We start from the raw sequence: 25,430 nt of genomic DNA, 5'->3' as shown, positions 1-25,430 counted from the left end.
CCACTCAGGTCTGCGGGTGCTCTGCCAGCCACTCCGCCAGGGTTTCGAGGTTGGCGCGGACCGTCCTCCCCTGCGCGCGCTCCACCAACGGATCAGCCAGCTTGCCGAAGACGCCGCCCAGGCCTGATGCGGCATCGATGCGCTGGGTGAGGCGGGTGCCGCCGTCGGCCGGTTCAACCTGAAAAGTGATGGTGAAGTCCAGCTTGCCCTCAACGGAACGGGACACCATGCGCCGGGGCGGATCGAACTCGGTGACCTCGACAGTCCAGTCGAACTGCCGGCCCATGACTTTGCTGGTACCGCGCCCGCGGGTGCCGACGCCCAGGGGGCCGTCCCCCACCTGCTCCGAGGAGGTGACGGAGGAATCGAATACCGCAACGTTCTGGAACTTCGACACGAAGTCAAAGACCTCCTGCGGCGGCCGGGCAATAACAACGCTTTCTTCTACAACAGGCATTGGGTTCTCCTTTGAAGGGCGCCTGATGCCGGCGGCTCTGCCGGCAGGAAGGCAGGCACAGCGCCAGCTTGGACCTCTCTTCAACTCCTGTCAATGCCACCCACCTGCAGTAATACCGGCCTCCGCACGCTACGCAGTAATGCTAATCATGCTTACTATTGGTTGGCGCAGGGCTGCCCGCTGGGGGCAGGCCAACCCGCGCGTACCGGAGGTTGCAGAAACATGGAACATGAAATGCGTCCCCTGAGTGACGATGAACTGCTTGCGGAGCAGGCCACCGCTTTGCCGGACAAGGAGGTTGCCTCGGTCCTGGACCTGAACGCGGACCTCGACCTGGGCATCGACGCCGCGGCACCCATCGACCTGGCCGTCGCCGCCAACGCCAACGTGGCAGCACCGATTGACGCCGCCGCCTCGGCCAACATCCTCTCCTTCGGTTCCGACGCCCAGGCGCTGGCCGACCAGGGCGTGGTGATCGAGCAGGGGATCACCGCCGACGCGAACGCCGAATCCACCCAGGACAGCACCATCGACCAAAGCAACGACACCATCGACGGCGGCACCCCAGACGCCACCGAAACGGTCGACGGCGGCACTGTCCTTCCCGACGGCAGCCTGCCGGACGTCGGCGCCCTGCCCACCGACCCCACAGCTGCCCTGGACGGGGACCAGCTCAACGTCAACGTGGACCTCGCCGCGGACGCGGACATCGCCGCACCCATCAACGGTGCTGTCGCAGCCAACGCCAACGTGGCCGCCCCGATCGATGCCGCCGTCGCCGCGAACATCGGCTCCATCGACAGCCAGGCCTACGCGGTGGCCGAGCAGGACGCCATCATCTCGCAGAACATCGACGGCGCAGCCAACGCCTCTGCCGACCAGCAGTCCGACCTGCAGCAGTAAGCCCAAATGAGCCACGTCACCGGCGGGCCGCGCTCCCAGGCCGGCCCGCCGTCGTCCCCTGCCCCCACTGCCGGGCACCCGCGGAAGTTTCCGGCCCGGGCCGGCGGTGTCCAGCTCCTCGGTCAGTCCGAAGGGTCCGGCTACCGCGAAGCGCCCTCACTGGTGCGCCGCTCGGACGGCCAGACACTGCAGCTGACCCGCCTGCTCTATCTGGTGCTGGAGGCGGCTGACGGGACACGTGACGTGGAGGACATTGCCCGGCACGCGAGCCAGGGCTCGGGCCGGCAGGTCAGCGCCGACAACGTGCGCACCCTTATGGACTCGCAACTGCTGCCGATGGGCCTGCTGCGCCTGGCCGACGGGTCAGAACCCGAGGTCCGCAAGGCCGACCCCCTGCTGGGCATGCGTTTCCGCTACACCGTGACGGACCCGGAGCGCACCCGCAGGATCACGGCCCCGTTCACAGTGCTTTTCAACCCGCTGATCATCGTGGCCGTTACCGCCGCGTTCCTTGCAGCCTGCTGGTGGGTTCTGATGGTCAAGGGCTTGGGCTCCGCCACGCACGAGGCCTTCGCCAATCCCGGGCTGCTGCTGCTGATCTTCGCCATCACCATCCTCTCGGCCGGGTTCCACGAGTTCGGCCACGCCGCCGCGGCGCGCAAGGGCGGTGCAACGCCAGGCGCCATGGGGGCAGGACTCTATCTGGTCTGGCCTGCCTTCTTCACGGACGTCACGGATTCGTACCGGCTTGGCCGCGGGGGTAGGCTCCGTACCGACCTGGGCGGACTCTATTTCAACGCGATCGTGGCGGTCGCCATCATGGGCGTCTGGTGGGCCACCGGGTTCGATGCCCTGCTGCTGGTGGTGGTGACCCAGATCCTCCAGATGGTCCGGCAGCTCCTCCCCCTGGTCAGGTTCGACGGGTACCACATCCTGGCTGACACCACCGGCGTCCCGGACCTGTTCCAGCGCATCAGGCCCACACTGCTGGGCCTGCTGCCGTGGCACTGGGGAAAGCCTGAAAGCCGCGTGCTCAAGCCGTGGGCCCGAGCGGTGGTGGCGCTCTGGGTCCTGGTCACCGTGCCGCTGCTCCTCTTCAGCCTGGCCGTCATGGTGATCGCACTGCCGCGGCTGCTGGCAACCGCCTGGGACAGCGTGGTCAGGCAGCAGGAGATGCTGGCCGCGGGCCTGGCCGCGGGTGACCTGGCCGGCGCCGCCGTACGGGTCCTCGCGATCGCCGCCGTCGCACTGCCAATGCTCGGCATGCTGTACATCCTGGTCCGGCTGCTGCGCCAGCTGGTCACCGGCCTCTGGAAGAAGACCCGCGGGAAGGCCCTGCAGCGCACGGCTGCCATGGCCGCCATTGCCGCTTTGCTTGTCGGCCTCGCGTGGGCCTGGTGGCCCGACGGCGGGACATACCGTCCGGTGCAGCCTTACGAGCGCGGCACGCTGGCTGATGCCACCGCCACAATCCTTCCCCAGGCCAGCAATACTTCGCTGCGCGAGGGTAGCAGCGAACGCACGGTTGCGATCTGGCCCGAAGGCAGCCCGAAACCAACCCGCGACAACCCCCAGCTGGCCATGGTGCTGGTGCCGGCGGAAGCAGCCGCCGCGCCCGCAGCCACGGGCAATCCAGCCACGGCCGCCCCCTCATGGGTGTTCCCGTTCGACCGGCCCGCCGCACCGGAGGGCGACGGCAACCAGGCCTTGGCCGTGAATACCACCGACGGTTCGGTCACCTACAGCGTGGCCTTCGCCCTGGTGTGGGCCGAGGACGGCGAGCCGGTGGATACCCGCAACGAGGCCTACGCGTTCGCCAGCTGCAGCGGCTGCGCTGCGGTGGCTGTTGGCTTCCAGGTGGTCCTCATCGTGGGCCAGGCGGACGTCATCGTCCCGGAGAACCTGTCCGCAGCCGCGAACTACAACTGCATCGATTGCCTTGCGTACGCGCTGGCCAGCCAGCTGGTCCTTACCCTTGACGGACCTCTGGACGGGGACAGCCTGGCGCAGCTCAACGCCCTGTGGGCCGAAATCGCCGAATACGGGCGGAACCTCCAAAACGTTCCACTCTCGGAAATCCAGGCCCGGCTCGCGGCGTACAAGGAACAGATCACTGCCATCGTCAAGGCAGCTCCGGCCGCCTCCGGCAACACGGGCAGTACCGCCACGTCCTCGGCGGCGCCGGCCCCCACGGGAACAGACACTCCAGCCGGAAGCACGGCTCCCTCCTCACCGGCACCGGGCGGGACGGCACCGGCTCCGGCAGGAACAGCCCCGGCCCCCGCCCCGGCAACGCAGCCTGCGATAGGTGATGCGCCGCCGTCGGACGCACCCATTGAGACGCCGCTGCCAACGGCGGATACTGGGGGCACGGCCCCCGCCGTGGAGCCCCAACCCACCGCAAACCCCAGCTAGGAGAACAAATGTCGTTGAGCAAGGGAACGTCCGTGGAGTGGAACACGCCGCAGGGCAAGACGCACGGCAAGATCATCGAGAAGAAAACCAGCAGCTTCGAGCTGGACGGCCACACGCACCGGGCCAGCGAGGACGAGCCGCAGTTTGTGGTGGAATCGGCCAAGACAGGTGCCCGGGCCGCGCACAAGGCCTCCGCCCTGACCGAGAAGAAGTAGCGCCGTGGCCGGGCAGCACGAGGTGGTGATCATCGGCGGCGGCAATGCCGGCGTCTCGCTGGCGGCGCGGCTGGAGCGCTACGGGGTCAAGGACGTGGCACTTATCGAGCCGAAGGACCACCACCTTTACCAGCCCCTGTTTTCGCATATCGCCGGGGGCCGCGCGTCGGCCAAGGAGGCGGTCCGCAGCCAGGAGTCCGTGACCCCCAATGGTGTTACCTGGATCCGGGACAGCGCGGTGGACGTAGATGCCAACGCCAACACCGTCACGCTCGCGTCCGGCTCCACCGTGGCCTACGGGCAGCTGGTGGTCTGCCCGGGCCTGCAGTACGACTGGGACGCGGTGCCCGGACTGGCCGAGGCCGTTCACTCCCCTCACGGCGCCTCGCACTACGAGTTCGAACTGGCCCCCAAGGCCTGGACGCTCCTCAGCGGACTGACCTCCGGCACCGCAGTGTTCACCATGCCGGCAGGGCCCATCAAGTGTGGAGGCGCCAGCCAGAAGCCCATGTACCTGGCCTGCGACTACTGGCAGGAGCAGGGCGTCCTGGACGAGATCCGCGTGGTGATGGTCCAGCCCTACCCCACCGTCTTCGGCGTGCCGGAGGTGGACCGGGAGCTGGACCGCAAGATCGCCGAGTACGGGATCGAACTGTGGACCAACAGCGAATTGGTCTCGGTGGACGCCGCCGGCCAGACGGCCAACATCCGCAATGTTGAGACCGGTGAGCAGGAGTCCCTGCACTACGACGTCCTCAACGGCGTGCCGCCGCAGTCGGCGCCGGACTGGCTGAAGGCCACAGACCTGCCGGCGGCCGGGGACAAGGGCGGCTTCGTGGAGGTGGACCGGCAGACGCTGCGGCACATCCGGTACCACAACGTGTGGTCGCTGGGGGATGCCGCCGGCACCACCAACTCCAAGTCAGGAGGTTCGCTGCGCAAGCAGACCAAGGTGCTGGCGAAGAACCTGGTGGCGGCGCGGAAGGGCAAGCCGCTGACCCAGAAGTACAACGGCTACTCGGTGTGCCCGTTTACCGTTTCACGCGACACAGTGGTGTTCGCCGAGTTCGACGACCGGTACCGGCCCATGCCCACCATCCCCCGGGTGCCCACCTGGAACGAGAGCAAGCTGTCCTGGGTGGTGGACCGGGACATGTTCCCGCAGATCTACTGGAACCTGATCCTCAAGGGCCGGGCCTAGGGATTCACGACGGCGGCCGTCGCCTCCGCGATGGCGCGCTCCTCGTCGGTGGGAACCACCAGGATGGGGATGGCCGACTGCTGCGTGGAGATCACGCGCGGTTCCTTGGACCGCTCCGCGTTCAGGCCGCCGTCGAGCTCCACTCCCAGAGCGCCCAGCTTGTCCGCCACCAGTGCGCGGAACTGGTGGGAGTTCTCGCCGATCCCCGCCGTGAACACGAGGGCCTTGGCTCCACCCACCGCCACGTGGTAGCCGCCGATGTACTTGGCCAGCCGGTAGGAGGTGACCGCGAGCGCCGTCGCTGCCCGCGCATCGCCGTCTTCCGAGGCCTCGACCACGGAGCGCATGTCGTTGTTGCCGGCCAGGCCCTTGAGTCCGGATTCGCGGTTCAGCATGGTGTCGATGTCCTCGGGGGTCCAGCCGGCCCTGCCCAGGAACACCAGGATGGAGGGGTCCAGGTCGCCGGAGCGGGTGCCCATCACCAGGCCCTCCAGCGGGGTGAAGCCCATGGACGTGTCCACGGACCGGCCGCCCTGGATGGCCGTCACGGAGGCGCCGTTGCCCAGGTGCGCGATGACGCCGTCGAACTCCTCCACCGGGACGTCCAGCAGCGCTGCGGCGCGGCGCGTCACGTACTCGTGGGAAGTGCCGTGGAAGCCGTAGCGGCGGATGCCGTGGTTTGTGTAGAGCTCGTCCGGGACGGCGTACCGCCAGGCGTGCTCGGGGAGGGTGCGGTGGAAGGCGGTATCGAACACGGCCACCTGGGGCATGTCCGGCCACTTCTTGGTGATGGCCCGGATACCCAGGACGTTGGCGGGGTTATGCAGCGGCGCCAGCGGGTTGAGCCGCTCGATGGCACGGGTGATTTCGTTGTCGATCAGCACCGGCTCGGCGAACCGCTCGCCGCCGTGGACCACCCGGTGCCCAACCGCCCCCAGCTGCAGGTCGCCCAGTTCCTGGTGGATGGCTTCGTCCACCTGCTCCAACGCTGCCGCATGGTCCCGCGGGCCCACGATCTCCCCGTCGCCTTCTCCCCCGTTGCCCATCCCGATCTTTTCGATCAGGCCCTCCGTGAGGACGGTTCCGGCTGCGACGTCACGCACCTGGTACTTGAGCGAGGACGAGCCGGAGTTGATGACGAGGACGAGCATGCGGGGCCTCCTGAGCCTTTGCGCCAGCGGTTCAGTCCCCACTATATGTGCGTCCCTTCCGGCGGCGGATTCCTTGCGGATCGGGCCGGGCTGTGCCTACAGTCGGCGGACAGGCTGGACCACGCCGAGAGGACATTCCAATGACGAACGAGCCCACTTCGATCGACGAGAACGACCCCACCAACACCGGATCCAGCAGCACCGCGCCGCTCCACACCGGCGCCGGATCCGGCAGCAAGGACCCCACCGGCGTCGAGGGCGCCAATCCCGCGCTGGACGATTCCGGCAGTCCCAAGGCCGGCGAGACGGGCGAGGCGCCGCAGGCACCCGAGAACCCTGAGGGCCTGGACCTGACCCCGCAGGGCCTGTCAGACGAGCCCGCCAAGGAAGAGGACAAGGAAAGCCTGGCCAAGCCGGACAACAGCTAGTCATTACGGTCCGACGGCGGCACCCACCCGGGTGCCGCCGTCGTCCGTTAACCCGTCCTACGAAAGCGGCGCCTGCGCCTGGATGGCCGTGATGGCCACCGTGTTCACGATGTCCTCCACGGTGCAGCCGCGGGAGAGATCGTTGACCGGCTTCCGCAGCCCCTGCAGGACCGGCCCGACGGCGACGGCCCCGGAGCTCTGCTGCACCGCCTTGTATGTGTTGTTGCCGGTGTTGAGGTCCGGGAAGATGAACACCGTCGCCTGCCCGGCCACGGTGGAGCCCGGCATCTTGGACTCGGCGATGGAGGCGTCCACGGCGGCGTCGTACTGGATGGGCCCCTCCACGGCGAGGTCCGGCCGGCGCTGGCGCACCAGTTCGGTGGCCTGCCGCACCTCGTCCACCGCCTCGCCGGAGCCCGAACCGCCGGTCGAGTAGGAGAGCATGGCAACCCGCGGCTCCACCCCGAACTGTGCAGCGGTTTCCGCGGAGGCCAGCGCGATGTCCGCCAGCTGCTCCACGTTGGGATCCGGGTTCACCGCGCAGTCGCCGTAAACCAGCACGCGGTCCGGCATCAGCATCAGGAACACCGAGGAGACGATCTTCACCCCGGGGCGCGTCTTCACGAACTCCAGCGCCGGCCGGATGGTGTGGGCCGTGGTGTGGGCCGCGCCGGACACCATGCCGTCCACCACCCCCAGCTGGACCATCATGGTGCCGAAGTAGCTCACGTCCTGCATGATCTCCAGGGCCTTGGCCAGGTCCACGCCCTTGTGCGCCCGGAGTTCCGCGTACTTTTCGGCGAACTTCTGGCGCAGGTCCGAGGTTGCCGGGTCCACCACGTTGATGCCGGAAAGGTCGATGCCCCGGGCCGCCGCCAGCTCACGGACGTCCGTTTCCGGGCCAAGGACGGTCAGGTCGCAGACGTCGCGGCGGTGCAGGATCTCGGCAGCGCGCAGGATGCGCACGTCCGTGCCCTCCGGCAGCACCACGTGCCGGCGCTGCGAACGGGCCCGCTCGATGAGCTCGTGCAGGAACCGCAGCGGGGTCATCCGCTCCGGCCGGGGCAGGTGCAGGCGCTCCACCAGCTCGGTCTCATCCACCCGGCGCGACCACAGTCCCACGGCCGAGGCCACCTTGCGCCGGTGCCCGGACCAGATCTCGCTCCGGACCTCCGACACCCGCTTCGCAGTGGTGTATGTGTCCTCCCGGGAGGCGAATACCGGGAAGGGCGCCTGCGCCAGGAGCGGGTAGATGTTGGCGTCGGGTGCCAGGCCGCCGGTGAGGATCAGCGCGGACGCCACCGGGAATTCGGGCGAGAAGGACGATGCCAGGCATGCGACCATCACGTCTGCCCGGTCCCCCGGAACGATCACCAGGGCGCCCTGATCCAGGACGTTGAGGAAGTTGCCCACGTTCATGGCCGCCACTTTGATGTCCTTCACGTCCCGCTCCATGTCCGGGCGGCCGGCGATCTGGCGTACGGCGAGCGCCGTGGCCACCTCGCCGGTGGTGGGCCGCGCGATCTCCTCCAGCTCGGGCAGGACGTACACGGGACGGCCGGACGCGCCCACCTTAACCTCCGCGGCGATGGCGTCCACCAGGTCCGGGTCCGCGCGGTTCACCAGGATGGCCAGGAGCGCGCACTTTTCCGCGGACAGCTCCTTCCGGGCAACCTCGACGGCAGCGGCCGCCTCCGCCACGGTCCGCCCCTTGGCGCCCACCACGGCCACCACCGGGGCGGCAAGGTTGTTGGCCAGGCGGGCGTTGAGGTCGAACTCGACGGCGGCGTCCTGGCCGGTCAGGTCCGTTCCCTCGACGATCACCACGTCGCAGTGCCGCGAGATGTCGGCGAAGATCTCCACGCACCGTGAGTCGATCTCCTCGCGGTTTCCCTCGGCGAGCAGGCTCCGCACTTCCTGGAACGTCAGGCCGCCGCGGCAACGCTCGTCCTCCAGCGCGAACCGGGACTTCATCAGGGCCACCATGGGGTCATCCGCGGCGGAAGGGCCGGTCACCACGGGCTTGAAGAAGCCGATCCTGTCCGCGTGCCGGTGCAGGGTGTCCGCCAGGCCCAGGGCCACGAGGGACTTGCCCGATCCGGGAGTGGTTGCGCTGACGTAGATGCCTTTGGCCATGGTCCGCCCTTTGCTGGTCTGCTTCTGCCGGTCCCTCCATCCTTGCACCTGCACCGGGACTTGCGGCACCGCTTGCCCGCCGGGAGGTGTGGTGATGGGCACGCAACGGGACTGCCGGCACTTCGGCGAGGCCGCCGTCGCGCGCTCCCGCCCAGTTGCTTTTCCGGCGCTTCCCCACCGTGCCGCGGACGACGGCGTGTCCCGGCTTGGGAGGGTCTGCCGAGCCGGAGTAAACGGGCGGGAACGCACGCCCTCCCTTGACACCGGACCCCCACATGGGATTACCTAATGAACATTCGGTAAATAAAGCTGGAGGCAATGACGCATGGCTGAAACAACACTTTCCGGGCCACCCCACCCCATCCTGGAAAACGACTATGCCTCCGAGTGGATGGGCATCGAGGTCCTCTCCCTGAGCGACGGCCACGCCACCATCCGAATGACCCTCCGGCAGGAAATGCTCAACGGCTTCGGCATGGCCCACGGCGGAATGATCTTCGCCTTCGGTGACACCGCTTTCGCCCTCGCGTGCAACCCCATCAACCCGGCGCCCGGCGAGGAGAACACCATCACCGTGGCCTCGGGCGTGGACATCAATTTCCTCAAGCCCGCGTTCCGCGGCCAGGTGCTGACCGCCGTCGCGGACCGACGTTCCAGCGCCGGCCGCAGCGGCCTGTACGACATCCAGATCTTCGCCGCCGACGCGGACCAGCCCGAATCCCCCACCTCCGGCACCCCCGGCGAGCTCGTTGCAGAGTTCCGCGGACGCAGCCGCACCATCCCCAAGAAGTAGGAAACCATGACCCTGCATGCCCCCGAAACGCCCGCCGCAGCAACCGTCCAGTCGGCGGATGCCGTCCTTGACCGCGGGGAGACCATCTCCCGGGATGAGCTCGAGGCCCTCCAGCTCAGCCGCCTGCAGCACACCGTTGCCTACGCCTACGAGCGGGTGCCGCTGTACAAGCGCAAGTTCGACGACGCCGGCATCCACCCGTCAGACCTCCGCGAACTGGCAGACCTGGGCAACTTCCCCTTCACCACCAAGGAGGACCTGCGCCAGGAGTACCCGTTCGGGATGTTCGCTGTGCCGCAGCACGAGGTGGCCCGCGTGCACGCCAGCTCCGGCACCACCGGCCGGCCCACCGTGGTGGGCTACACGAAGCAGGACCTGGCGGACTGGGCAAAGCTCGTTGCCCGCTGCTTCCGCGCCTCCGGCATCCGCCCCGGGATGAAGGTCCACAACGCCTACGGCTACGGCCTGTTCACCGGCGGCCTGGGCGCGCACGCCGGTGCCGAGGCCCTGGGCTGCACCGTCATCCCCATGTCCGGCGGCCAGACAGAGCGGCAGATCCAGCTCATCCAGGACTTCCAGCCGGACGCCATCCTCTGTACCCCCACCTACCTGCTGACCATCGCAGACGCCATGGCACACATGGGCATCGACCCCACCTCCACGTCCCTGAAGTACGCCGTGCTCGGGGCCGAGCCGTGGACCCAGGAGATGCGGCACGAACTCGAAGTCACCATGGACATCAAGGCCTGCGACATCTACGGCCTGTCCGAGGTGATGGGTCCGGGCGTCGCCGGCGAGGCCGTGGAGACCCAGGACGGCAGCCACATCTGGGAGGACCACTTCCGCCCCGAAATCATCGACCCCTTCAATCCCGTCCCCGGCAGGGAGAACGTCCTGGGCGACGGCGAGCACGGCGAACTGGTCTTCACCTCGCTCACCAAGGAGGCGCTGCCCATCATCCGGTACCGCACCAAGGACCTCACCCGCCTCCTGCCCGGCACCGCCCGCCCCGCGCACCGCCGGATGGGACGCATCACCGGCCGCAGCGACGACATGATCATTCTCCGCGGCGTGAACCTCTTCCCGTCGCAGATCGAGGAGATCGCGCTGCGCATCCCCGAGCTCAGCCCGCACTTCCAGCTTGAGCTCACCCGGCCGGAGGGGCAGCGGATGGACCAGCTGACCGTGAAGATCGAGCGGCGGGACAACGTCACCGCCGAGCAGAGCGCGACGGCGGCACGCACCTTGAAGGAGCAGATCAAGATCCACGTGGGTTCTTCGTGCACGGTGGCGGTGGTGGAACCGGGTTCGCTTGAGCGGTCCAACGGCAAGCTCCGCCGCATCTACGACCTGCGCCCGAAGGGATAGCCGCACGGGAGGTGCCGGGCTGTCCGGCCCGGGGCCTGCCCGGACCAACCGACCGTTCGTGAGAAACTAGCACCTATGCCCAGCCAGACAACCAGTACCAACGGCGCAGCCGTCAACGGATCAGCCAAACGCGGCCGCCCCGGCTACGACCAGCAATCCGTGCTGAGGATAGCCGTGGACGTCTTCAACCGGCACGGCTACGACGCCACCTCCATGGGCATCCTGGCCGAGAACCTGGGCATCTCGAAGTCGGCCATTTACCACCACGTGCCTTCCAAGGGCGACCTCCTCAAGCTCGCCCTTGACCATGCCCTCGGCGGTCTTGAGTCAATCCTCGAGGAGCCGGAGGCAACGTCCGGCGCCGCCGACGCGCGGCTCGAGTTCGTCCTGCGCCAGACGGTGGCCGTGCTGGTGGACCGGCTGCCGTTCGTGACACTGCTGCTGCGCCTGCGCGGCAACACGGAAATTGAACGGGACGCCCTGGAGCGGCGGCGCACCTTCGACCACAAGGTGGCGGCCCTGATTTCGGCGGCCCGGGACGAGGGCTCGCTCCGCACCGACATCGATCCCCGGACCGTCACGCGCCTCCTGTTCGGCATGATCAACTCCATCGTGGAGTGGTACAAGCCCGGCGGTTCGCTGTCACCGGAGCGCCTCGCCGACGACGTCATCACCATGGCGTTCGACGGGCTGCACGGCCACTCCTAGCCCGCCAGCGCCTCTTCCCGCGTTGCGGGCCGGCAAATACTAAGCGTGCTTGGTATTTGCCCTGCTCCCCGGCTACGGTGGTAGAAAGCCGCCGTCCGCAGGGGAGGTAGTCAATGAGCCCGGCCATCCATCCGGGGCCCCGCAGCCGGGCCCTGGGCACCCGGAGACGTCCCGGTCCGCCCAGGACCGCCGCCGCCGCACTAGCCCTAAGTGCCGCCGTCGTGCTCTCCGCCTGCACAGGAGGCTCGCCTCCTCCCCCGCCGAGCGGGACCGCCCACTCCGGCAACACCCCTGCGGCCAGTCCGGCCGCTTCCCCGCCCGCGCCCGCCGAGGAGGACGCGGCGGGCGGCATCCCGCAGCTCGTGGAGAACCTTGCGCCGTCGGTGGTGACCATCTTCACCGAAGGCGGGCTGGGCAGCGGCGTAGTGTACTCCGAGAACGGCCTGGTCCTCACCAACGAGCACGTCATCCGCGGCAACACCAGGGTTGAGGTCGCCTTCGCGGACGGCCAGCGGGTGGAGGGCACCGTCCGGGCCACCGACCCCGTCACGGACCTCGCGCTGGTGCAGGCCGACCGCACCGGCCTGCCCAAACCGGTGTACCAGACCACCCTGCCCAAGGTGGGCGAGGGTGCCGTGGTGCTCGGCTCGCCGCTCGGTTTCGAGAACACCGCCACCGCCGGCATCATCTCCGGGCTCCACCGCTCGATTCCCGGGTCCGCGTCCAACAGCCTGTCCCTGGTGGACCTGATCCAGACGGATGCGCCCATCAGCCCCGGCAACTCCGGAGGCGCCGTGATCAATATGCGCGGCGAAATCATCGGTATCAGCGAGGCCTACATCCCGCCGTCGGCCGGGGCGGTTGCCCTCGGCTTCGCCATCCCCGCCGCAACCGCCGTGGAAGTGGCCGAAGAACTCCTGGCCGACGGCACCGCCGAACACGCCTACGTGGGCCTCACCCCGGGCGAGCTGACGGCACAGATCGCCGAGCAGCTGGGCATCGAGCAGGTCTCCGGCGTGCTGGTGCTGGCCGTTTCCGAGGACGGCCCGGCCGGACGCGCCGGGATCCGCCCCGGGGACGTCCTGGAGTCGATGGAAGGCGTTGAACTGACCGCGCCAGAGAAGCTCCTGTCCGAACTGCGCGGCCGCAATCCGGGCGACACCGTGAATTTTGCCGTCAAGCGCGGCGACGAGACCCGGGACGTCAAGGTGGACCTCGCCGAACGTCCCAGAGATAGCACCACCCGATAGGAAGGAATGGAAATGAGCAACTCCAAAGAAGAACCTGAGGCAGGCTTCATCGTTCCCGACCCCTCCAAGGTCCGTGAGGACGTTCCCGGCGACGCCGGCGACGAAGCGAACGTGATCCGCTTCAGCGAGGAACAGGCACTGATCGAGGAGCAGTCCCACGGCATCCGCCCGGATACCTACAGCGTTCCCTCCGGCGGCCCCACCATGGACGAGGCCCGCGGCAACATGGACCTCTCCGACCAAAGCGAAGGCGGCCGCGGCACCGGACCCGAGGACGACAGCAGCGACGACGCCCTGCACGGCGGTGCCGAGTCCTGACACCACAAAACACCAGGGGTGCCCCGGATTCCCGGGGCGCCCCTGGTGTTTCTGTGATGCCTAGAGCTGGTACTCCATCCTGTTGCCCAGGTTTTCGTGGACGCAGAGGATGTTGTGCTCGCTGTCCATGAACCACGCGCTCTTCTCCGAGCCCGTGGTGCAGATGTGGTTCTCGGTCTTCAGGTTGGGCAGGTCGTAGTCCTGGAACTGCACGCCCATGGACTCCATCTCGCGGACAGTTTGCTCGATGTCCGTCACCTCGAAGCTGAGGGCCGTGTGTTCCGAGTGCTTGCCGTCCCTCACCGGCATCAGCTGCAGCATGGCGCTGCCATCGATGCCCAGTATTTCGCTTCCATCGTCTGTCATACCGCGGTGCGGGAGTCCAAGTTTCTCGGTGTAGAAACTGTGGGCGCGGGCTGCATCATCGACTGGCAGGATGGTTGTGGCTGATTTCATTCTTAGGGTCATGTGGCCACCTCCTACGGGCAGAATTTTACGCCCCCAGCCCCTAAAACGCTCTCTCACTTTTAGAGCCCAAAATGCCAATGCCCGCTCACCTATGGTCGCTAAAACCCGAACGCCCGCTCACTTTTGGCGGCCAAAATGCCAATGCCCGCTCACCTAGGTGAGCGGGCATTGGGGAAAAGGCAACCATAAGTGAGCGGGCGTACCGGGGGAAGCCGCAGGGAGTGAGAGAGCGTCCGGGGGTGGGTTACTTTTCGACGAGGGTGAGGACGTCGTAGGTGGCCACGATCTCGTCGTTCTGGTTGGTCAGGACGGCGTCCCAGGCCACCTCGCCGTACTCGTCCGTCTCGCGCGGGGTGATCTTCTTGGCGGTGAGGGTAACCCGGATGGAGTCGCCGGCAGCCACCGGGGTGATGAAGCGCAGGTTCTCCAGCCCGTAGTTGGCCAGCACCGGGCCCGGCGCTGGTTCCACGAACAAACCGGCGGCCCAGCTGAGCAGCAGGTAGCCGTGGGCAACGATGCCCGGGAAGAACGGATTGGCTTCGGCGGCTTCCTGGTTGGTGTGGGCGTAGAAGGTGTCGCCGGTGCTGTTGGCGAAGGCGGTGATGTCCTCCAGGGTGACCTGCCGCAGGTCGGACCGGACGGCGTCGCCGATCCGCAGCGTCTCCAACGGCTTCCGGAACGGGTGGGTCCCTTCGGTTTCCACGGTGAAGTTGCGGTCCGCCCCGGCATGCCAGATGCCGGTGACTGCCGTGAGCATGTTCGGCGAGCCCTGGATGGCGGTGCGCTGCATATGGTGCATCACGGAGCGGATGCCGCCCAGTTCCTCGCCGCCGCCGGCGCGGCCGGGTCCGCCGTGGACCAGGTGCGGCACGGGCGATCCGTGGCCGGTGGAGGACCGCGCGTCCTCGCGGTTGAGCATCAGCACGCGGCCGTGATGGGCGGCAATGCCCGTTACCAGTTCCCGCGCCACGGCGGGATCGTTGGTGCAAACGGTGGCCACCAGGGAGCCGCTGCCCCGGGCGGCGAGGCGGACGGCGTCGGCCAGGTCCTTGTAGCCGATCACCGACGAAACGGGGCCGAAGGCCTCCAGGGAGTGCAGCGCCTCCGCTTCCGGATCATTCCAGCTGAGCACGACGGGAGACATGAAGGCACCGTCCTCCACCACCGCAGAGGTGCCGTCGGCGGTGGTGACCGACGGCGAATCCAGCGTTCCGTACGCAAGCTCGCCGCCGGCGTCGAGCATGGACTGCACGGCGGCGCGCACGTCCTGGAGCTGCTCCACGGAGGCCAGGGCGCCCATGGTGACGCCTTCGCCGCGGGGGTCGCCGAGCACCACGCGCTCCTGGACCCGCTTGCCGATGGCGGACACGACGGCGGGCACCAGCGCCTCCGGGACGATGGTCCGGCGGATGGCGGTGCACTTCTGGCCGGCCTTGACGGTCATTTCGGTGACCACGGACTTCACGAAGGCATCGAACTCCGGGGTGTCCTCCACGGCGTCGGGGCCGAGGATGGCCGCGTTCAGGGAGTCGGTCTCCGACGTGAACCGGACGCCGCCCTGGACCACGTTCGGGTGGGACTTCAGGGACAGGGCAGTGGAGGCCGAGCCGGTGAAAGAGACGTAATCGCGGTAATCCAGCACGTCCAGCAGGCCGCGGACCGAGCCGGAGATCAGCTGCAGCGAGCCCTTGGGCAGGATGTTGGATTCGACGATGGCCTTGACCACAGCCGCGGCAACATAGCCGGTGGGGGTGGCGGGCTTGACGATGGTGGGAACCCCCGCGATGAACGCGGGGGCGAACTTTTCGAGCATGCCCCAAACCGGGAAGTTGAAGGCGTTGATCTGCACGGCCACACCCGGGATGCGGGTGTAGATGTGCTCGCCGGCGAAGGAGCCATCCTTGGAAAGCACCTCCATGGGCCCGTCCACCACCACCTGCGAGTTGGGCAGCTCGCGCCGGCCCTTGGAGCCGAAGGTGAAGAGGACGCCGATGCCGCCGTCGATATCCACCATGGAGTCGATCTTGGTGGCGCCGGTCTGGAAGGAGAAGTTGTAGAAGTGCTCGCGCCGGGCGTGCAGGTACTGAGCGAGCTCCTTGAGTTTGAGCGCACGCTGGTGGAAGGTGAGCTTGCCCAATTCTTCCTGGCCGGTGCCGCGGCCGTAGTCCACCACGGCCTGCAGGTCCAGCCCCTCGGTGCTCACCTTGGCCAGGATCTCCCCGGTGCTCGCGTCACGGACGGGGACTGCGGAGGCCGAGGTGCCGGCGTCGGGGGTCCACCAGGCATCCTGGATGAAGCTGGGCACTGTCTCCACGGTGTCGACCGTGGCCTGGGGCGCTGTGGCTGTGGTGGTCATCGTTGACGGGTCCTTCCAACAAGGGGGGCAGAAAGGCGGTCGATGATTACTGACCGTCCGTTCGGTAATATAAGAACCATACATGAATGTGCCGTCCGGCAACACCGAAGGAGACTCCCATGAGCACCCCTGTTCCGAATTCCGCCGAGACGCAGGACCACTCCCCCACAGAGCACGAGCTGTGGAAGATCACCCTCGGCGAGCTGGACGAGAAGATGGGGGTGAAGATCGTGGAGGAGTCGGTGGAGCGCGTTGTGGCCACCATGCCGGTGGAGGGCAACAGGCAGTCGTTCGGACTGCTCCACGGTGGAGCCTCGCTGGCCGTGGGCGAGGCGGTAGGCTCCTGGGCCGCCGTGATCCACGCCAGCACGATGGGCAAGACGGCGGTGGGCGTAGATGTTTCCGCCACGCACCACCGGTCTGCTAGGGAAGGGCTAATCACCATCACGGCCACGCCCATCCACCTGGGCGGCACGCTCACCACGCACGAGGTGCTGATCACCAACGAGATCGGTCAGCGGCTGTGCACGCTCCGCATCACCAACCTGCTGATGCGGCGCCACAAGCACTAGCCGCAACAAGCACTAGCCAGGAAAAACTACCCCACGGTGCATCCAAAGACTGCACTTCCCCGGTATTAAGCGCGTAAGCACAAACAGCCCGGGCTGCCGGGCATCCTTGAAGGAGTTTGACATGCGCAGAATGGGTTACGCCGCCGGAGCACTTTCCCTGGCCGCCTCGTTGGCCTTCGCCGCTCCCGCCCAGGCCGGCGGTTGGCACCACGAGGACGACGGCGCGTTGCTGTCCGTCCTCCATGGTGTTCCGGGCCTGACGGTGGATGTGTGGGTGAACGGGAACCTCACGCTTGATGACTTCACTCCCGGCACCTTGGCAGGGCCGCTGGAATTGGCTGCCGGCTACTACCAGATCGCCGTGACTGCCGCCGATGCCACCTCCGCCAAGAACCCGGTGATTGGGCCTGTGGATGTGCAGCTCGACGAGGGTGGCAACTACACAGCCGTGGCCCATCTCAGCGCCGAGGGCGCCCCCACGGCTTCGCTGTTCGAAAACAGCACCAAGGGCCTGCGCAACGACCGGAAAGGCAAACTGACGGTCAGGCACGTGGCCGCAGCTCCCGCCGTCGATGTGCTGGCTTACGGCGAACCCGTTATCCAAGGCCTCACGAATCCCGATGAAGCTGTGCTGAAGCTGAGGGCCGGCACGATCTCAGCTGCGGTAGCCGCGGCAGGAACCACCGCTCCGGTGATCGGCCCGGCCGACATCACCGTTGCAGGCGGGACGAACACCATCGTCTATGCCTGGGGAAGCCTGGCCGACGGCACCTTGGCCACGGCCGTGCAGGTGGTTGACGGCGACGACAGGTGGCACGGTCACCGCTGACCGCGGGCACGGGGTCCGGCCCCGATGGCTGGCCACATGGGCGGGGCGCCGCAGGCGTCCCCGCCCATTCGAAACTAGGGGACGCGGCGCCGGTTCCGCCGGCGGACCAGGACTGTCAGGAGGATGCCGACGGCGAGCGCCGCCAACGCCGCACCTGCCGCCGGCAGGAGTGCGCTGGTTCCGGTGTAGGCGAGCCCGCCAGTGGAGCCCGCCCTGTACGGGCCCGATGTATCGGCCAGGCCGGCGGGCGGCGTCCCGGTCGGGGAAGGTACGACGGCGGCGCCGCCATCCGAGGGATCCGACGGGGGGACAGGAGCCGGGCCAGCCGGGGCCGGGCTCGCGGGGGCCGTTCCGGTGGGCGCGGGGGCAGGCACCATTGCTGCCGGTTCGACTGGCACCGGAGGCACGGGCGGTTCAGCCGGAGCGGGAGGGGCGGGCGGTTCAGCCGGTGCCGGAGGTGCGGGCGGCTCTTCCGGTACATCCCCAAACTCGAAACTGCTGATGCCGGAAACACTGAACCCGTTGACCGTCTCGGCGGTGAACCGCAGCTTTCCGCTGCCCCCGGGGATGCTTTCAGGGGCCGTGAAGCTCCAGTTTCCGGCGCTGTCCACCGGCACCTCGAAGGGATCTTCGCCGTCCAGGGTGATCCGGACTGTTGACCCTTCAGCCACGGCGGAAGCCGGTGCGGCGGGAACCGTGCCGCTGACCGGCTGCCCCGCTTCGAAGGTGCCGCCGGGCGCGGGGCTGGTGACGGCAGGCTTGTTGAGGAAGACTTCCAGTTGGTAACCAGGCAGGACAGCCAGGCCCTCGCTGAGGGTCGCCGCAATGGCCATGTTCTGGACGACGTTGCCGTTCTCGTCCGGGGTGTCGCCGGCAGCATGCGTCCCCACGGCGTAGTTGCCGCTGACGTAGGGGCCGCCGGAGTCACCGCCACTGGACTGCACGGCGTAGGACAGGAAACCGCGGAAGGCCCGCAAGTCGGTGGGGTCCGTTGCGTAGCCATGGCCGGGGACAACGAAGATCCCCACCGCATCGATGGTCCCGCAGGACCAGAAAGACGTCCGTCCCGAGCGGCACACCGGCATTCCCGGCACGGGGTCTGCGCTGCCGATGATCTTGACGTCCGGGCCCGGCTGGGCGGGGTGGCCCCACGTGCTGGCTGCCGGCAGCGGGTCCACGTCCGTGCGCAGGGACTCGATGACGGAGATGTCGGTGCCCACATTCCCGGGGTCAGTCAGAGCCGTGCCGCCCGGGCCGGTGGGGGTGTTGGGGTCCAGGACCCTGGAGTTGCCCGGGCCGCCGTACTGGCTGAAGCCAAAGTCGCCCAGCAGGCCGGCAGACTCGCCGAGGAACTGCAGGGTTGCGGACTTCGCCGCACCATCGGAGGCGCAGTGCCCGGCGGAGAGAACAGCGGGCAGGCCTGCGGGGTCGAAGGCGGAAAAGCCCGTGGAGCAGACCCAGCCGGTGTCGGCGATGTAGCCGACTCCCCCCGGAACGTCCGCTTCGGGCGCAAGCGAGGCGCCGCCGTCGAGCTCCACGTTGGCGTACTTGGCCACGAACTCGGCGGGCGACACTTTCCCGCTGCGAACCGGAACGGACGTTGTGCCGGTCTTCCCGGTTGACTCGGGCGTGTTGACGCCACCGGTGCGGATCACGAATTTCCCGCCGGACGCCAGCACAGCCTGGAGTCCTTCCGGGCCGACCTCGCGCAAGTAGGCCTGGAACAGCTGCTCGGTGCTGACGGCCAGTTCCGCCCCTTCGCCAGGGGCAGCTGCGGCGCCAGGATCCGCCAGCCTGGCTTCGGGCGACGGTGCCTCCACCACCAGTTCCGGTATTTGGACAGCGAGCCCGGCCACTTTTGCCAGCAGCTCGGCACCGGACCCTGTCACCACCACCCGGCCGTCTTCCAGCCTGATGCCTACGTAGCCCGGGACGTCGCGGAGCTGCACTGCCGCAGCAGCCGCCCGGGAACCAAGCTCCCCAGCCGAGGCGAACTGCGCTTGGGTGAGGCCGAGATCCCGCTGCACCGCTTCGGCCAGCGCCGCTTCCGAAAGGCCGGGGCCGCCTTCAGACAGCCGGACGCCGGGAGCCTCAGGAGCCTGGTCCGCCGCCCCCGCCGGAGCAGCGATGTAGGCGGAGGACGCCAGCACCCCGGCGACGGCGCCAAGGGACAGGAAGCGGGGCAGGCGGGCCGCCCTCATCGGGCCACTCCCATCCCGCACAGGGACGGCACGGCGTCGAGTTCGTCGGTGCTGAGGCCGTTCCGGAGCAAGTAACCCCGGGTATCCAGGGCACGGACGAACTCCACCACTGCGGCCCCGCGCCGCTCGAGCAGCGGTGCCAGTTCGGCGTCGTCCAGGTAGCGTTCCCGGTCATGCGGCGGACCGTGGGTCCGGTAGCGCTCATTGATGCCGCGGGCCGCGCGGCAGTAGCCCTCGGCGATGTCCTGGTCTGAGTCCCCCGCCAGGTCCTGCACCATGGCGGCCACCATGCCGCTGCGGTCGCGTCCGGCGGCGCAGTGCAGGATCACCCCGCCGCGCTCCGCCCCTGCCGCAAGCGCCCGGAAGACGCCCACCAGCTTTGCAGGGAAGATGCGGGCGTTGTCCGCATAGAAGGCGGGATCGTTGAGGTAGGGACCGCACAGTTCGGTGAAGCGGGGGTGGCCGGGTTCTTCGGTGGGTGCCGAGACGACGGCCATGCCGTGCCATGCGGCGTCCGACACCAGAGGATCGGTGTCCCGGCGGCGCGCCTCCGCGGCATTGCGAAGGTCGACGACGGTGCGGACGCCGTCGTCTAACGCCTGCTGCCAGCCCGCCTCCGTCAGCCATTCGCGGCGTCCCATCCGGTAAACGCCGCCGGCCACGTGCCACGCGTTGACAGCACCGTCCCAATCCATGGACCTGCCCGTTTTCGTCACTCGGCCAGCTAATCACACCAGTCACAGGAGACGCACGTCACGATTGGGGAAGAATTAGGGAAATTGCGGGCCGCACGCTGAGGACGCCCGCCCGCGCCGGGCGTAACGTACACCTACACGTTTGTGCCTGAGGCGGTGTTCAAAGGAGAACTGCGATGGGAATTGCACCAGTACGACGGCGACAGTCAGCTTTTGCGGCCGGCCTCGCCACCTTGGCCATGGCCCTGGGCTTCACAGCCATCCCAGCGAACGCGGCTCCCCCGCCGAACGTTGATTACGTTGCGCTGGGTGACTCCTACACGGCTGGAACAGGCGCCGGGGCTCCGGAACGGCCAGCGGGCGTTGACTGCTGGCAGAGCAGTCCTGGATATGTTGATCGGATCGGAAAGACTGGACGTGTTGAGTTGGTGGCCAATGCTGCATGCCACGGCGCTGTTCTCTCCATGGCCAGCCCCACCTGGGACCCTGTTATCTATACGCCAACTGTTCAGGAACAAATCCAATTCCTGGTGAGCTCGGGGGCACTTTCGTCCGATACGGAACTGGTGTCCATCACGGCTGGAGCGAACGACCTCGGATTCGCCGACGTCCTGGGAGTCTGCGCATTCTCTTCTGAGGAAGCATGCCGGGCAGCTGTGACGCAGTCGACCTCGCCTGAGGCCCTGGCGTTCCTAACAGCCAGCCTGGTTCAGACGTATGCAGCAATTCACCAGGCCGCACCCAACGCAAAGATTGCGGTCCTTGGTTACCCCTTGCTCTTTGAGCCGTCCAGTACTTTTGCTCCCATCCCGGTGGTTAACCAAATGCTGATGAACGAGGCAACACTGCGGGTAAATGCCGCAATCGCAGCCGCAGCGAGTACTGCCAATGCCCTCTATCAGGCCAACGCGCAATACATTGATGTGACAGATGAGTTTGCCGGTCATGCAGTGAATTCAACCGAACCCTGGCTCCAACTGGCACTAACGGACTTCACCGCGGACTACAACTTCCATCCAACCCCCAGCGGGCACCGGGCGTATGCTTCCGCCTTGCTGTCTTCGATAAAACTGGGTCAACTGGTCCGGCCGTAGTCCTAAACCTACCCGCGCCGGGCGAGCCTGTGCTCCAGCCCGGTGCGGACCATGGGCCATTCGTGCTCAAGGATGGAGAACACCACGGTGTCGCGGAGGATGCCGTCGCGGGTCCGGGAGTGGTTACGCAGCACGCCGTCCTGCTTGGCACCCAGCCGCGCGATCGCCTCGCGCGACTGGTGGTTGAGCCAGTGAGTGCGGAACTCGACGGCCGGGCAGCCGATGGTCTCGAACGCGTGCCGGAGCAGCAGCAGCTTGGAGTCCGGATTGGTGCCCGTGCCCTGGGCTGACGCCGCGTTCCAGGTGGAGCCGATCTCCACCCGGGGCGTGCCGGCGTCGATATTCATATACGTGGTCATCCCGATGATCCTGCCGGGACCCCCAGTGGCGGGGTCGATCAGCCGGGTGGTGAACGGCAGCATCGAGCCCTCGTCCTGCAGCGCCAGGCGGCGCCGGATCTCTTCGGCCATTTCCTCCGGCGCCGGCACCGAGGTGTACCAGAGCTTCCACAGCTCACCGTCGGTTGCCGCAGCAACCAGGCCGTCGTGGTGCTCCTCGGCCAGCGGCTCCAGGATTACATGGCGGCCGGTCAGGGTAAGGGGTTCTAGGAAAGTCACTGCACCAGCCTAGGCCCCCTCATCGGTGCCGGTTACGCTGGGACAGCACCAGGACGGCGAGCAAAAGGGAGTTGACGTGTCAGGAACAAATCCGGACCCGGAGGACGACAGGATCACAGGCCTGGAGCCCGGCGGCGGCGTGCCGCCGGGAGAGACCCCGCCCGGCGAAGCCTCCACCGCCGGCCCGCAGGGGCACGACGAGCACGGGACCAAGAAGAGCACCCAGTTCCTGTGGATCGCGATCATCGGGATCGTGGTCCTGCTGTCCTTGCTCTACTTCATCGGCTATATCGTCGGGTTCTTCGACTAGGCAAGCGCCTAAAGCGCCGTCCTAGCTGGACCAGTCGAAGAAGCCCTTGCCGGCCTTGCGTCCCAGTTCACCGCGGGCCACCTTGTCCTTGAGGATCTGCGGCGGCGCGAACCGCTCCCCCAGGGTGGAGTGCAGGTACTCAGCAATCCCTAGCCGGACATCCAGCCCCACAATGTCGGTGGTCCGAAGCGGCCCCGTGGGGTGCTTGTAGCCCAGGACCATGGCGGCGTCGATGTCCTCCGGCGAGGCGACGCCCTCTTCCACCATGCGCATCGCCTCCAGCGCGATGGCGACCCCGAGGCGGGAGGACGCGAATCCGGGGGCGTCATTGACAACGACGGCGGTTTTGCCGAGTGCCTCCACCCACCCCTTGGCCGCTCGCGCGAGTCCGGGTGATGTGCGCTCCCCCAGCACCACTTCGATGAGGGTGGACGCCGGGACCGGGTTGAAGAAGTGCAGGCCCAGGAAGTTCTCCGGCCGCTTCAGCTCGCCGGCCAGCCCGTTGACGGACAGGGACGAGGTGTTGGAGGCGAGGTACGCGTCGTCGCCCAGCCGCTCCTCAATGCCGCGCAGGGCGGTGACCTTCAGGTCCCAGTCCTCCGGCACGGCCTCCACCACCAGCTGCCGGCCGGTGAAGGCGTCGTAGTCCACGCCCACAGCCAGCCGGGACACCATCTCGTCCAGGCTGGCGTCAGTGGCGCCGCGTTCAATGCTTTTGGCCGCGGCCGCCTCGATCCGTTCTCGGGCTGCCTCGGCGGACGGCTCGTCGCGCTCGATCACCAGCACGTCGGCGCCCTTGACCAGGAAGGCGTGCGCGATGCCGGCGCCCATGCGGCCGCCGCCTAGGACACCGACGTGTGAGGGAAGTCCGGGTGCGAGTTTGGGGTTGGTCATCGGTCCTTCTTTCCGGTTTCGCTGCCGGCTTCCACGCCGGATTCCCTGCCGGCCTTCTTGGCGGCGTTCCTGTCCAGGAATTTCTGCATGCGCTCGAACTTCGCCTCAGATTCGAACAGGATCCCCTGGGCCAGCTGGTCGATCAGGGGGTGGGCCTCGGCCGGGGCATGGAACACGGACTTGGTGATGCGGACCGCCAGCGGGTCCTGCCGCCCGATCCCATCCGCGAGGTGGTGGGCTGCGTCCAGCAGGCCGTCCGGCTCATGAATTTCGGTGATGAGGTTGACTGCCAGCGCCTCATCGGCGCCAAGGACCCGCCCGGCCAGCAGGATCTGCTTGGCCACCGGCTCCCCCACCAGCTCTTTGAGCCGCCAGCTGGCACCGGCTGCGGCGAGGATCCCCAGCCCGCTTTCGGGATTGCCAATCCGCACGGCCGGCGTGCCGATCCGGAAATCGGCCGCGTATGCCAGTTCCGCCCCACCACCCAGGCAGTACCCGTCCAGGGCCGCGATCACCGGCATAGGCAGCTTGGCGATCCGGACGAAGATGGTGGAGTTGATTCCCTGCAGTGCGTCGTCCCGGCGGCGCTCCCGGAGCTGTGCAATGTCCGCCCCGGAGGCGAAGACGCCCTCCACGCCGGCGATAATCAGGATTTTGGGGTTCTGTTCCAACGCGGTGCAGACGGTGTGCAGTTCGTCCACCATCTGCTGGTCGATGGCGTTCCGCACCTCCGGCCTGTTGAGCAGCACCACCACCCGGTCGCTGCGTTCCTCCACCAGGAGGGCGTGAAACTTTTCCGCGGCCAGGTCCACGGCGCCGGGCATCAGACCTTCTCCAGCAGCATTGCCGTGCCCTGGCCCACGCCGATGCACATGGTGGCGAGGCCAATCCGGGCGTCCTCGCGTTCCATCCGGCCCAGCAGGGTGATCGCAATCCTGGCACCGCTGGAACCGAGCGGGTGCCCCAGGGCTATGGCGCCGCCGTCGTTGTTGACAATGTCCGGCTCGAGGCCCAGCCGGCGGATGCAGGCAAGGGACTGCGTGGCGAAGGCTTCGTTAAGTTCGACGGTTGCAAGGTCGCCCACGCTGAGGCCGCTGCGCTTCAGGACTTTCTGGGTGGCGGGAACCGGTCCGATGCCCATGATCTCCGGCTCGCAGCCGGCCGAGGCGCCGTCGATGATGCGTGCCCGGGGCGTCAGGCCCAGCCGTTCGATGGCGGCCTCCGAGGCCACGATGATCGCGGAGGCGCCGTCGTTCAAGGATGAGGAGTTGCCGGCGGTGACCACCGTGCCGCCATGCGCCACCGGCTTCAGCCCGGCGAGGACATCCATGGTGGTTCCCGGCCGCGGGCCTTCGTCGGTGTCCACCACACTTTCCGATTTGCGGGTCTTCACCGTGACGGGGACGATCTCGTCCTTGAACCGGCCGGCTTCGATGGCTGCGAGGGACCGCTCGTGCGAGCGGACGGCGAAGGCGTCGGCGTCCTCACGGGAGATGTTGTCCACCCTGGCCACCTCTTCCGCGGTTTCCGGCATGGAGTACGTCATCTTGCCGTCGCGGGACAGGGCACCGTGCTGGAAATGCGGATTGGCGAAGCGCCAACCGATGGAGGTGTCGAAGATCTGGCCCGGCTTGGCGAAGGCGGCGGCGGGCTTCTCCTGCACCCATGGTGCCCGGCTCATGGACTCCACGCCGCCGGCGATCACGATGTCCGCGGCACCGGCCTTGATCATGTGGCTGGCCTGGATGATGGCACTCAGGCCCGAGGAGCACAGCCTGTTGACCGTGATTCCGGGAATGTGGAGCGGCAGCCCGGCCAGCAGGGTTGCCATCCGGGCCACGTTCCGGTTTTCTTCGCCCGCGCCGTTGGCGTTGCCCAGGATGACCTCGTCAATGCTGTCCGGGTCCAGGCCCGCCCGGTTTACGGCTTCCCGGACTACCAAAGCGGCAAGGTCATCGGGGCGGACGGACGAGAGCGCGCCGCCGTATTTGCCTACTGGCGTTCGGACCCCGCCAACAAGGAAAGCCTGCGGACCTGCGGTTGCAGCCATG

Annotated in this window: 25 protein-coding genes; 14 read left to right on the top strand and 11 right to left on the bottom strand. The window is 67.7% G+C overall.

Annotated features, from left to right (window positions below):
• Positions 1–4: 4 nt before the first annotated feature.
• Positions 5–457, bottom strand: a complete 453-nt coding sequence (locus AC5RUO_RS02805) for an SRPBCC family protein (protein ID WP_494010046.1) — start codon at positions 455–457, stop codon at positions 5–7.
• A 234-nt stretch (positions 458–691) separates the two neighbouring features.
• Here AC5RUO_RS02805 and AC5RUO_RS02800 point away from each other — a divergent pair, with 234 nt between their 5' ends.
• Genes AC5RUO_RS02800 through AC5RUO_RS02785 form a run of 4 tightly spaced genes read left to right on the top strand, consistent with a single transcriptional unit; the run spans position 692 to position 5,191 of the window.
• Positions 692–1,360: a peptidoglycan-binding protein gene (locus tag AC5RUO_RS02800; RefSeq protein ID WP_494102746.1), complete on the top strand. Its 669-nt coding sequence runs from the start codon at positions 692–694 to the stop codon at positions 1,358–1,360.
• Between the two features lie 6 nt (positions 1,361–1,366).
• Positions 1,367–3,775, top strand: coding sequence for a zinc metalloprotease (locus AC5RUO_RS02795; protein ID WP_494102745.1), 2,409 nt, complete (start codon positions 1,367–1,369; stop codon positions 3,773–3,775).
• A gap of 8 nt (positions 3,776–3,783) precedes the next feature.
• Positions 3,784–3,990, top strand: coding sequence for a hypervirulence associated TUDOR domain-containing protein (locus AC5RUO_RS02790; protein ID WP_494102744.1), 207 nt, complete (start codon positions 3,784–3,786; stop codon positions 3,988–3,990).
• A gap of 4 nt (positions 3,991–3,994) precedes the next feature.
• On the top strand, positions 3,995–5,191 hold the full coding sequence (locus AC5RUO_RS02785; RefSeq protein ID WP_494102743.1) for an NAD(P)/FAD-dependent oxidoreductase: 1,197 nt from the start codon (positions 3,995–3,997) through the stop codon (positions 5,189–5,191).
• On the opposite strand, the gene AC5RUO_RS02780 is transcribed toward AC5RUO_RS02785, so the two are convergent.
• Positions 5,188–6,342 carry an acetate kinase gene (locus AC5RUO_RS02780; RefSeq protein ID WP_494102742.1) on the bottom strand — a complete coding sequence of 385 codons (1,155 nt, stop codon included), beginning with the start codon at positions 6,340–6,342 and terminating at the stop codon, positions 5,188–5,190. The two genes, AC5RUO_RS02785 and AC5RUO_RS02780, sit on opposite strands and share 4 nt — an antisense overlap.
• 140 nt (positions 6,343–6,482) lie before the next feature.
• Between AC5RUO_RS02780 and AC5RUO_RS02775 the strand changes: the two genes are divergently transcribed.
• On the top strand, positions 6,483–6,770 hold the full coding sequence (locus tag AC5RUO_RS02775) for a hypothetical protein (protein ID WP_494010040.1): 288 nt from the start codon (positions 6,483–6,485) through the stop codon (positions 6,768–6,770).
• Positions 6,771–6,827: 57 nt separating this feature from the next.
• Here AC5RUO_RS02775 and pta read toward each other — a convergent pair whose 3' ends face one another.
• Positions 6,828–8,906 (bottom strand): phosphate acetyltransferase, encoded by a 2,079-nt coding sequence (gene pta, locus AC5RUO_RS02770; protein ID WP_494102741.1) that lies wholly within the window; start codon positions 8,904–8,906, stop codon positions 6,828–6,830.
• Between the two features lie 325 nt (positions 8,907–9,231).
• On the opposite strand from pta, the gene AC5RUO_RS02765 reads away from it, so the two are divergent.
• The 5 genes from AC5RUO_RS02765 to AC5RUO_RS02745 all read left to right on the top strand — a co-directional run bounded on the left by AC5RUO_RS02765 (position 9,232) and on the right by AC5RUO_RS02745 (position 13,343).
• A complete protein-coding gene (locus AC5RUO_RS02765; RefSeq protein ID WP_009356632.1) occupies positions 9,232–9,699 on the top strand; it encodes a hotdog fold thioesterase in 468 nt (155 codons plus the stop codon).
• A gap of 6 nt (positions 9,700–9,705) precedes the next feature.
• A complete protein-coding gene (paaK, locus tag AC5RUO_RS02760) occupies positions 9,706–11,067 on the top strand; it encodes a phenylacetate--CoA ligase PaaK (protein ID WP_494010038.1) in 1,362 nt (453 codons plus the stop codon).
• 75 nt (positions 11,068–11,142) lie between these two features.
• Positions 11,143–11,775, top strand: coding sequence for a TetR/AcrR family transcriptional regulator (locus AC5RUO_RS02755; protein ID WP_494010037.1), 633 nt, complete (start codon positions 11,143–11,145; stop codon positions 11,773–11,775).
• A 113-nt stretch (positions 11,776–11,888) separates the two neighbouring features.
• Positions 11,889–13,025, top strand: coding sequence for a S1C family serine protease (locus AC5RUO_RS02750; protein WP_494010036.1), 1,137 nt, complete (start codon positions 11,889–11,891; stop codon positions 13,023–13,025).
• A 12-nt stretch (positions 13,026–13,037) separates the two neighbouring features.
• Positions 13,038–13,343 carry a hypothetical protein gene (locus tag AC5RUO_RS02745; RefSeq protein WP_494010035.1) on the top strand — a complete coding sequence of 102 codons (306 nt, stop codon included), beginning with the start codon at positions 13,038–13,040 and terminating at the stop codon, positions 13,341–13,343.
• A 60-nt stretch (positions 13,344–13,403) separates the two neighbouring features.
• On the opposite strand, the gene AC5RUO_RS02740 is transcribed toward AC5RUO_RS02745, so the two are convergent.
• Positions 13,404–13,811, bottom strand: coding sequence for a VOC family protein (locus AC5RUO_RS02740; RefSeq protein ID WP_494102740.1), 408 nt, complete (start codon positions 13,809–13,811; stop codon positions 13,404–13,406).
• Positions 13,812–14,055: 244 nt separating this feature from the next.
• Positions 14,056–16,167, bottom strand: a complete 2,112-nt coding sequence (gene paaZ, locus AC5RUO_RS02735; RefSeq protein WP_494010033.1) for a phenylacetic acid degradation bifunctional protein PaaZ — start codon at positions 16,165–16,167, stop codon at positions 14,056–14,058.
• A 119-nt stretch (positions 16,168–16,286) separates the two neighbouring features.
• Between paaZ and AC5RUO_RS02730 the strand changes: the two genes are divergently transcribed.
• Entirely contained in the window at positions 16,287–16,739 is a 453-nt protein-coding gene (locus AC5RUO_RS02730; RefSeq protein WP_494010032.1) for a PaaI family thioesterase, read from the top strand.
• Between the two features lie 121 nt (positions 16,740–16,860).
• The gene (locus AC5RUO_RS02725; protein ID WP_494010031.1) at positions 16,861–17,568 is read left to right on the top strand and encodes a DUF4397 domain-containing protein; all 708 of its coding nucleotides are present in this window, start codon (positions 16,861–16,863) and stop codon (positions 17,566–17,568) included.
• 74 nt (positions 17,569–17,642) lie between these two features.
• Here the strand turns inward: AC5RUO_RS02725 and AC5RUO_RS02720 are convergent, their stop codons facing one another.
• Entirely contained in the window at positions 17,643–19,769 is a 2,127-nt protein-coding gene (locus AC5RUO_RS02720; protein ID WP_494102739.1) for a S1 family peptidase, read from the bottom strand.
• The gene (locus tag AC5RUO_RS02715) at positions 19,766–20,464 is read right to left on the bottom strand and encodes a tyrosine-protein phosphatase (protein WP_494103366.1); all 699 of its coding nucleotides are present in this window, start codon (positions 20,462–20,464) and stop codon (positions 19,766–19,768) included. The genes AC5RUO_RS02720 and AC5RUO_RS02715 overlap by 4 nt, the downstream gene beginning before the upstream one ends.
• Positions 20,465–20,640: 176 nt before the next feature.
• On the opposite strand from AC5RUO_RS02715, the gene AC5RUO_RS02710 reads away from it, so the two are divergent.
• Positions 20,641–21,558, top strand: coding sequence for an SGNH/GDSL hydrolase family protein (locus tag AC5RUO_RS02710; RefSeq protein WP_494102738.1), 918 nt, complete (start codon positions 20,641–20,643; stop codon positions 21,556–21,558).
• Between the two features lie 8 nt (positions 21,559–21,566).
• On the opposite strand, the gene AC5RUO_RS02705 is transcribed toward AC5RUO_RS02710, so the two are convergent.
• Positions 21,567–22,175, bottom strand: coding sequence for a GNAT family N-acetyltransferase (locus AC5RUO_RS02705; RefSeq protein ID WP_494010028.1), 609 nt, complete (start codon positions 22,173–22,175; stop codon positions 21,567–21,569).
• A 76-nt stretch (positions 22,176–22,251) separates the two neighbouring features.
• Between AC5RUO_RS02705 and AC5RUO_RS02700 the strand changes: the two genes are divergently transcribed.
• A complete protein-coding gene (locus AC5RUO_RS02700) occupies positions 22,252–22,485 on the top strand; it encodes a DUF6480 family protein (RefSeq protein WP_494010027.1) in 234 nt (77 codons plus the stop codon).
• A gap of 21 nt (positions 22,486–22,506) precedes the next feature.
• Here the strand turns inward: AC5RUO_RS02700 and AC5RUO_RS02695 are convergent, their stop codons facing one another.
• Genes AC5RUO_RS02695 through AC5RUO_RS02685 form a run of 3 tightly spaced genes read right to left on the bottom strand, consistent with a single transcriptional unit; the run spans position 22,507 to position 25,429 of the window.
• Entirely contained in the window at positions 22,507–23,379 is an 873-nt protein-coding gene (locus AC5RUO_RS02695; RefSeq protein WP_494102737.1) for a 3-hydroxyacyl-CoA dehydrogenase family protein, read from the bottom strand.
• Complete coding sequence (locus AC5RUO_RS02690; protein WP_494102736.1) at positions 23,376–24,203, bottom strand: enoyl-CoA hydratase/isomerase family protein; 828 nt, start codon at positions 24,201–24,203, stop codon at positions 23,376–23,378. The genes AC5RUO_RS02695 and AC5RUO_RS02690 overlap by 4 nt, the downstream gene beginning before the upstream one ends.
• Positions 24,203–25,429 carry a thiolase family protein gene (locus tag AC5RUO_RS02685; RefSeq protein ID WP_494010024.1) on the bottom strand — a complete coding sequence of 409 codons (1,227 nt, stop codon included), beginning with the start codon at positions 25,427–25,429 and terminating at the stop codon, positions 24,203–24,205. Before AC5RUO_RS02685 ends, AC5RUO_RS02690 begins: the two co-directional genes overlap by 1 nt.
• Position 25,430: the final 1 nt, after the last annotated feature.

Source organism: Arthrobacter sp. Y3221087 (assembly GCF_059089905.1).
The sequence above is the reverse complement of the archived record's forward strand: the minus strand, read 5'-3'. Positions and strand labels throughout refer to the sequence as shown.

Excerpts from the sequence above, each read along its gene's own strand:
- AC5RUO_RS02750 (WP_494010036.1), top strand. The coding sequence starts at position 11,889 with ATGAGCCCGGCCATCCATCCGGGGCCCCGCAGCCGGGCCCTGGGCACC.
- AC5RUO_RS02745 (WP_494010035.1), top strand. The coding sequence starts at position 13,038 with ATGAGCAACTCCAAAGAAGAACCTGAGGCAGGCTTCATCGTTCCCGAC.
- AC5RUO_RS02740 (WP_494102740.1), bottom strand. The coding sequence starts at position 13,811 with ATGACCCTAAGAATGAAATCAGCCACAACCATCCTGCCAGTCGATGAT.
- AC5RUO_RS02720 (WP_494102739.1), bottom strand. The coding sequence starts at position 19,769 with ATGAGGGCGGCCCGCCTGCCCCGCTTCCTGTCCCTTGGCGCCGTCGCC.
- AC5RUO_RS02795 (WP_494102745.1), top strand. The coding sequence starts at position 1,367 with ATGAGCCACGTCACCGGCGGGCCGCGCTCCCAGGCCGGCCCGCCGTCG.
- AC5RUO_RS02800 (WP_494102746.1), top strand. The coding sequence starts at position 692 with ATGCGTCCCCTGAGTGACGATGAACTGCTTGCGGAGCAGGCCACCGCT.
- AC5RUO_RS02690 (WP_494102736.1), bottom strand. The coding sequence starts at position 24,203 with ATGCCCGGCGCCGTGGACCTGGCCGCGGAAAAGTTTCACGCCCTCCTG.
- AC5RUO_RS02695 (WP_494102737.1), bottom strand. The coding sequence starts at position 23,379 with ATGACCAACCCCAAACTCGCACCCGGACTTCCCTCACACGTCGGTGTC.
- pta (WP_494102741.1), bottom strand. The coding sequence starts at position 8,906 with ATGGCCAAAGGCATCTACGTCAGCGCAACCACTCCCGGATCGGGCAAG.
- AC5RUO_RS02805 (WP_494010046.1), bottom strand. The coding sequence starts at position 457 with ATGCCTGTTGTAGAAGAAAGCGTTGTTATTGCCCGGCCGCCGCAGGAG.
- AC5RUO_RS02765 (WP_009356632.1), top strand. The coding sequence starts at position 9,232 with ATGGCTGAAACAACACTTTCCGGGCCACCCCACCCCATCCTGGAAAAC.
- AC5RUO_RS02780 (WP_494102742.1), bottom strand. The coding sequence starts at position 6,342 with ATGCTCGTCCTCGTCATCAACTCCGGCTCGTCCTCGCTCAAGTACCAG.
- AC5RUO_RS02755 (WP_494010037.1), top strand. The coding sequence starts at position 11,143 with ATGCCCAGCCAGACAACCAGTACCAACGGCGCAGCCGTCAACGGATCA.
- AC5RUO_RS02790 (WP_494102744.1), top strand. The coding sequence starts at position 3,784 with ATGTCGTTGAGCAAGGGAACGTCCGTGGAGTGGAACACGCCGCAGGGC.
- AC5RUO_RS02710 (WP_494102738.1), top strand. The coding sequence starts at position 20,641 with ATGGGAATTGCACCAGTACGACGGCGACAGTCAGCTTTTGCGGCCGGC.
- paaK (WP_494010038.1), top strand. The coding sequence starts at position 9,706 with ATGACCCTGCATGCCCCCGAAACGCCCGCCGCAGCAACCGTCCAGTCG.
- AC5RUO_RS02775 (WP_494010040.1), top strand. The coding sequence starts at position 6,483 with ATGACGAACGAGCCCACTTCGATCGACGAGAACGACCCCACCAACACC.
- AC5RUO_RS02715 (WP_494103366.1), bottom strand. The coding sequence starts at position 20,464 with ATGGATTGGGACGGTGCTGTCAACGCGTGGCACGTGGCCGGCGGCGTT.
- paaZ (WP_494010033.1), bottom strand. The coding sequence starts at position 16,167 with ATGACCACCACAGCCACAGCGCCCCAGGCCACGGTCGACACCGTGGAG.
- AC5RUO_RS02685 (WP_494010024.1), bottom strand. The coding sequence starts at position 25,429 with ATGGCTGCAACCGCAGGTCCGCAGGCTTTCCTTGTTGGCGGGGTCCGA.
- AC5RUO_RS02725 (WP_494010031.1), top strand. The coding sequence starts at position 16,861 with ATGCGCAGAATGGGTTACGCCGCCGGAGCACTTTCCCTGGCCGCCTCG.
- AC5RUO_RS02730 (WP_494010032.1), top strand. The coding sequence starts at position 16,287 with ATGAGCACCCCTGTTCCGAATTCCGCCGAGACGCAGGACCACTCCCCC.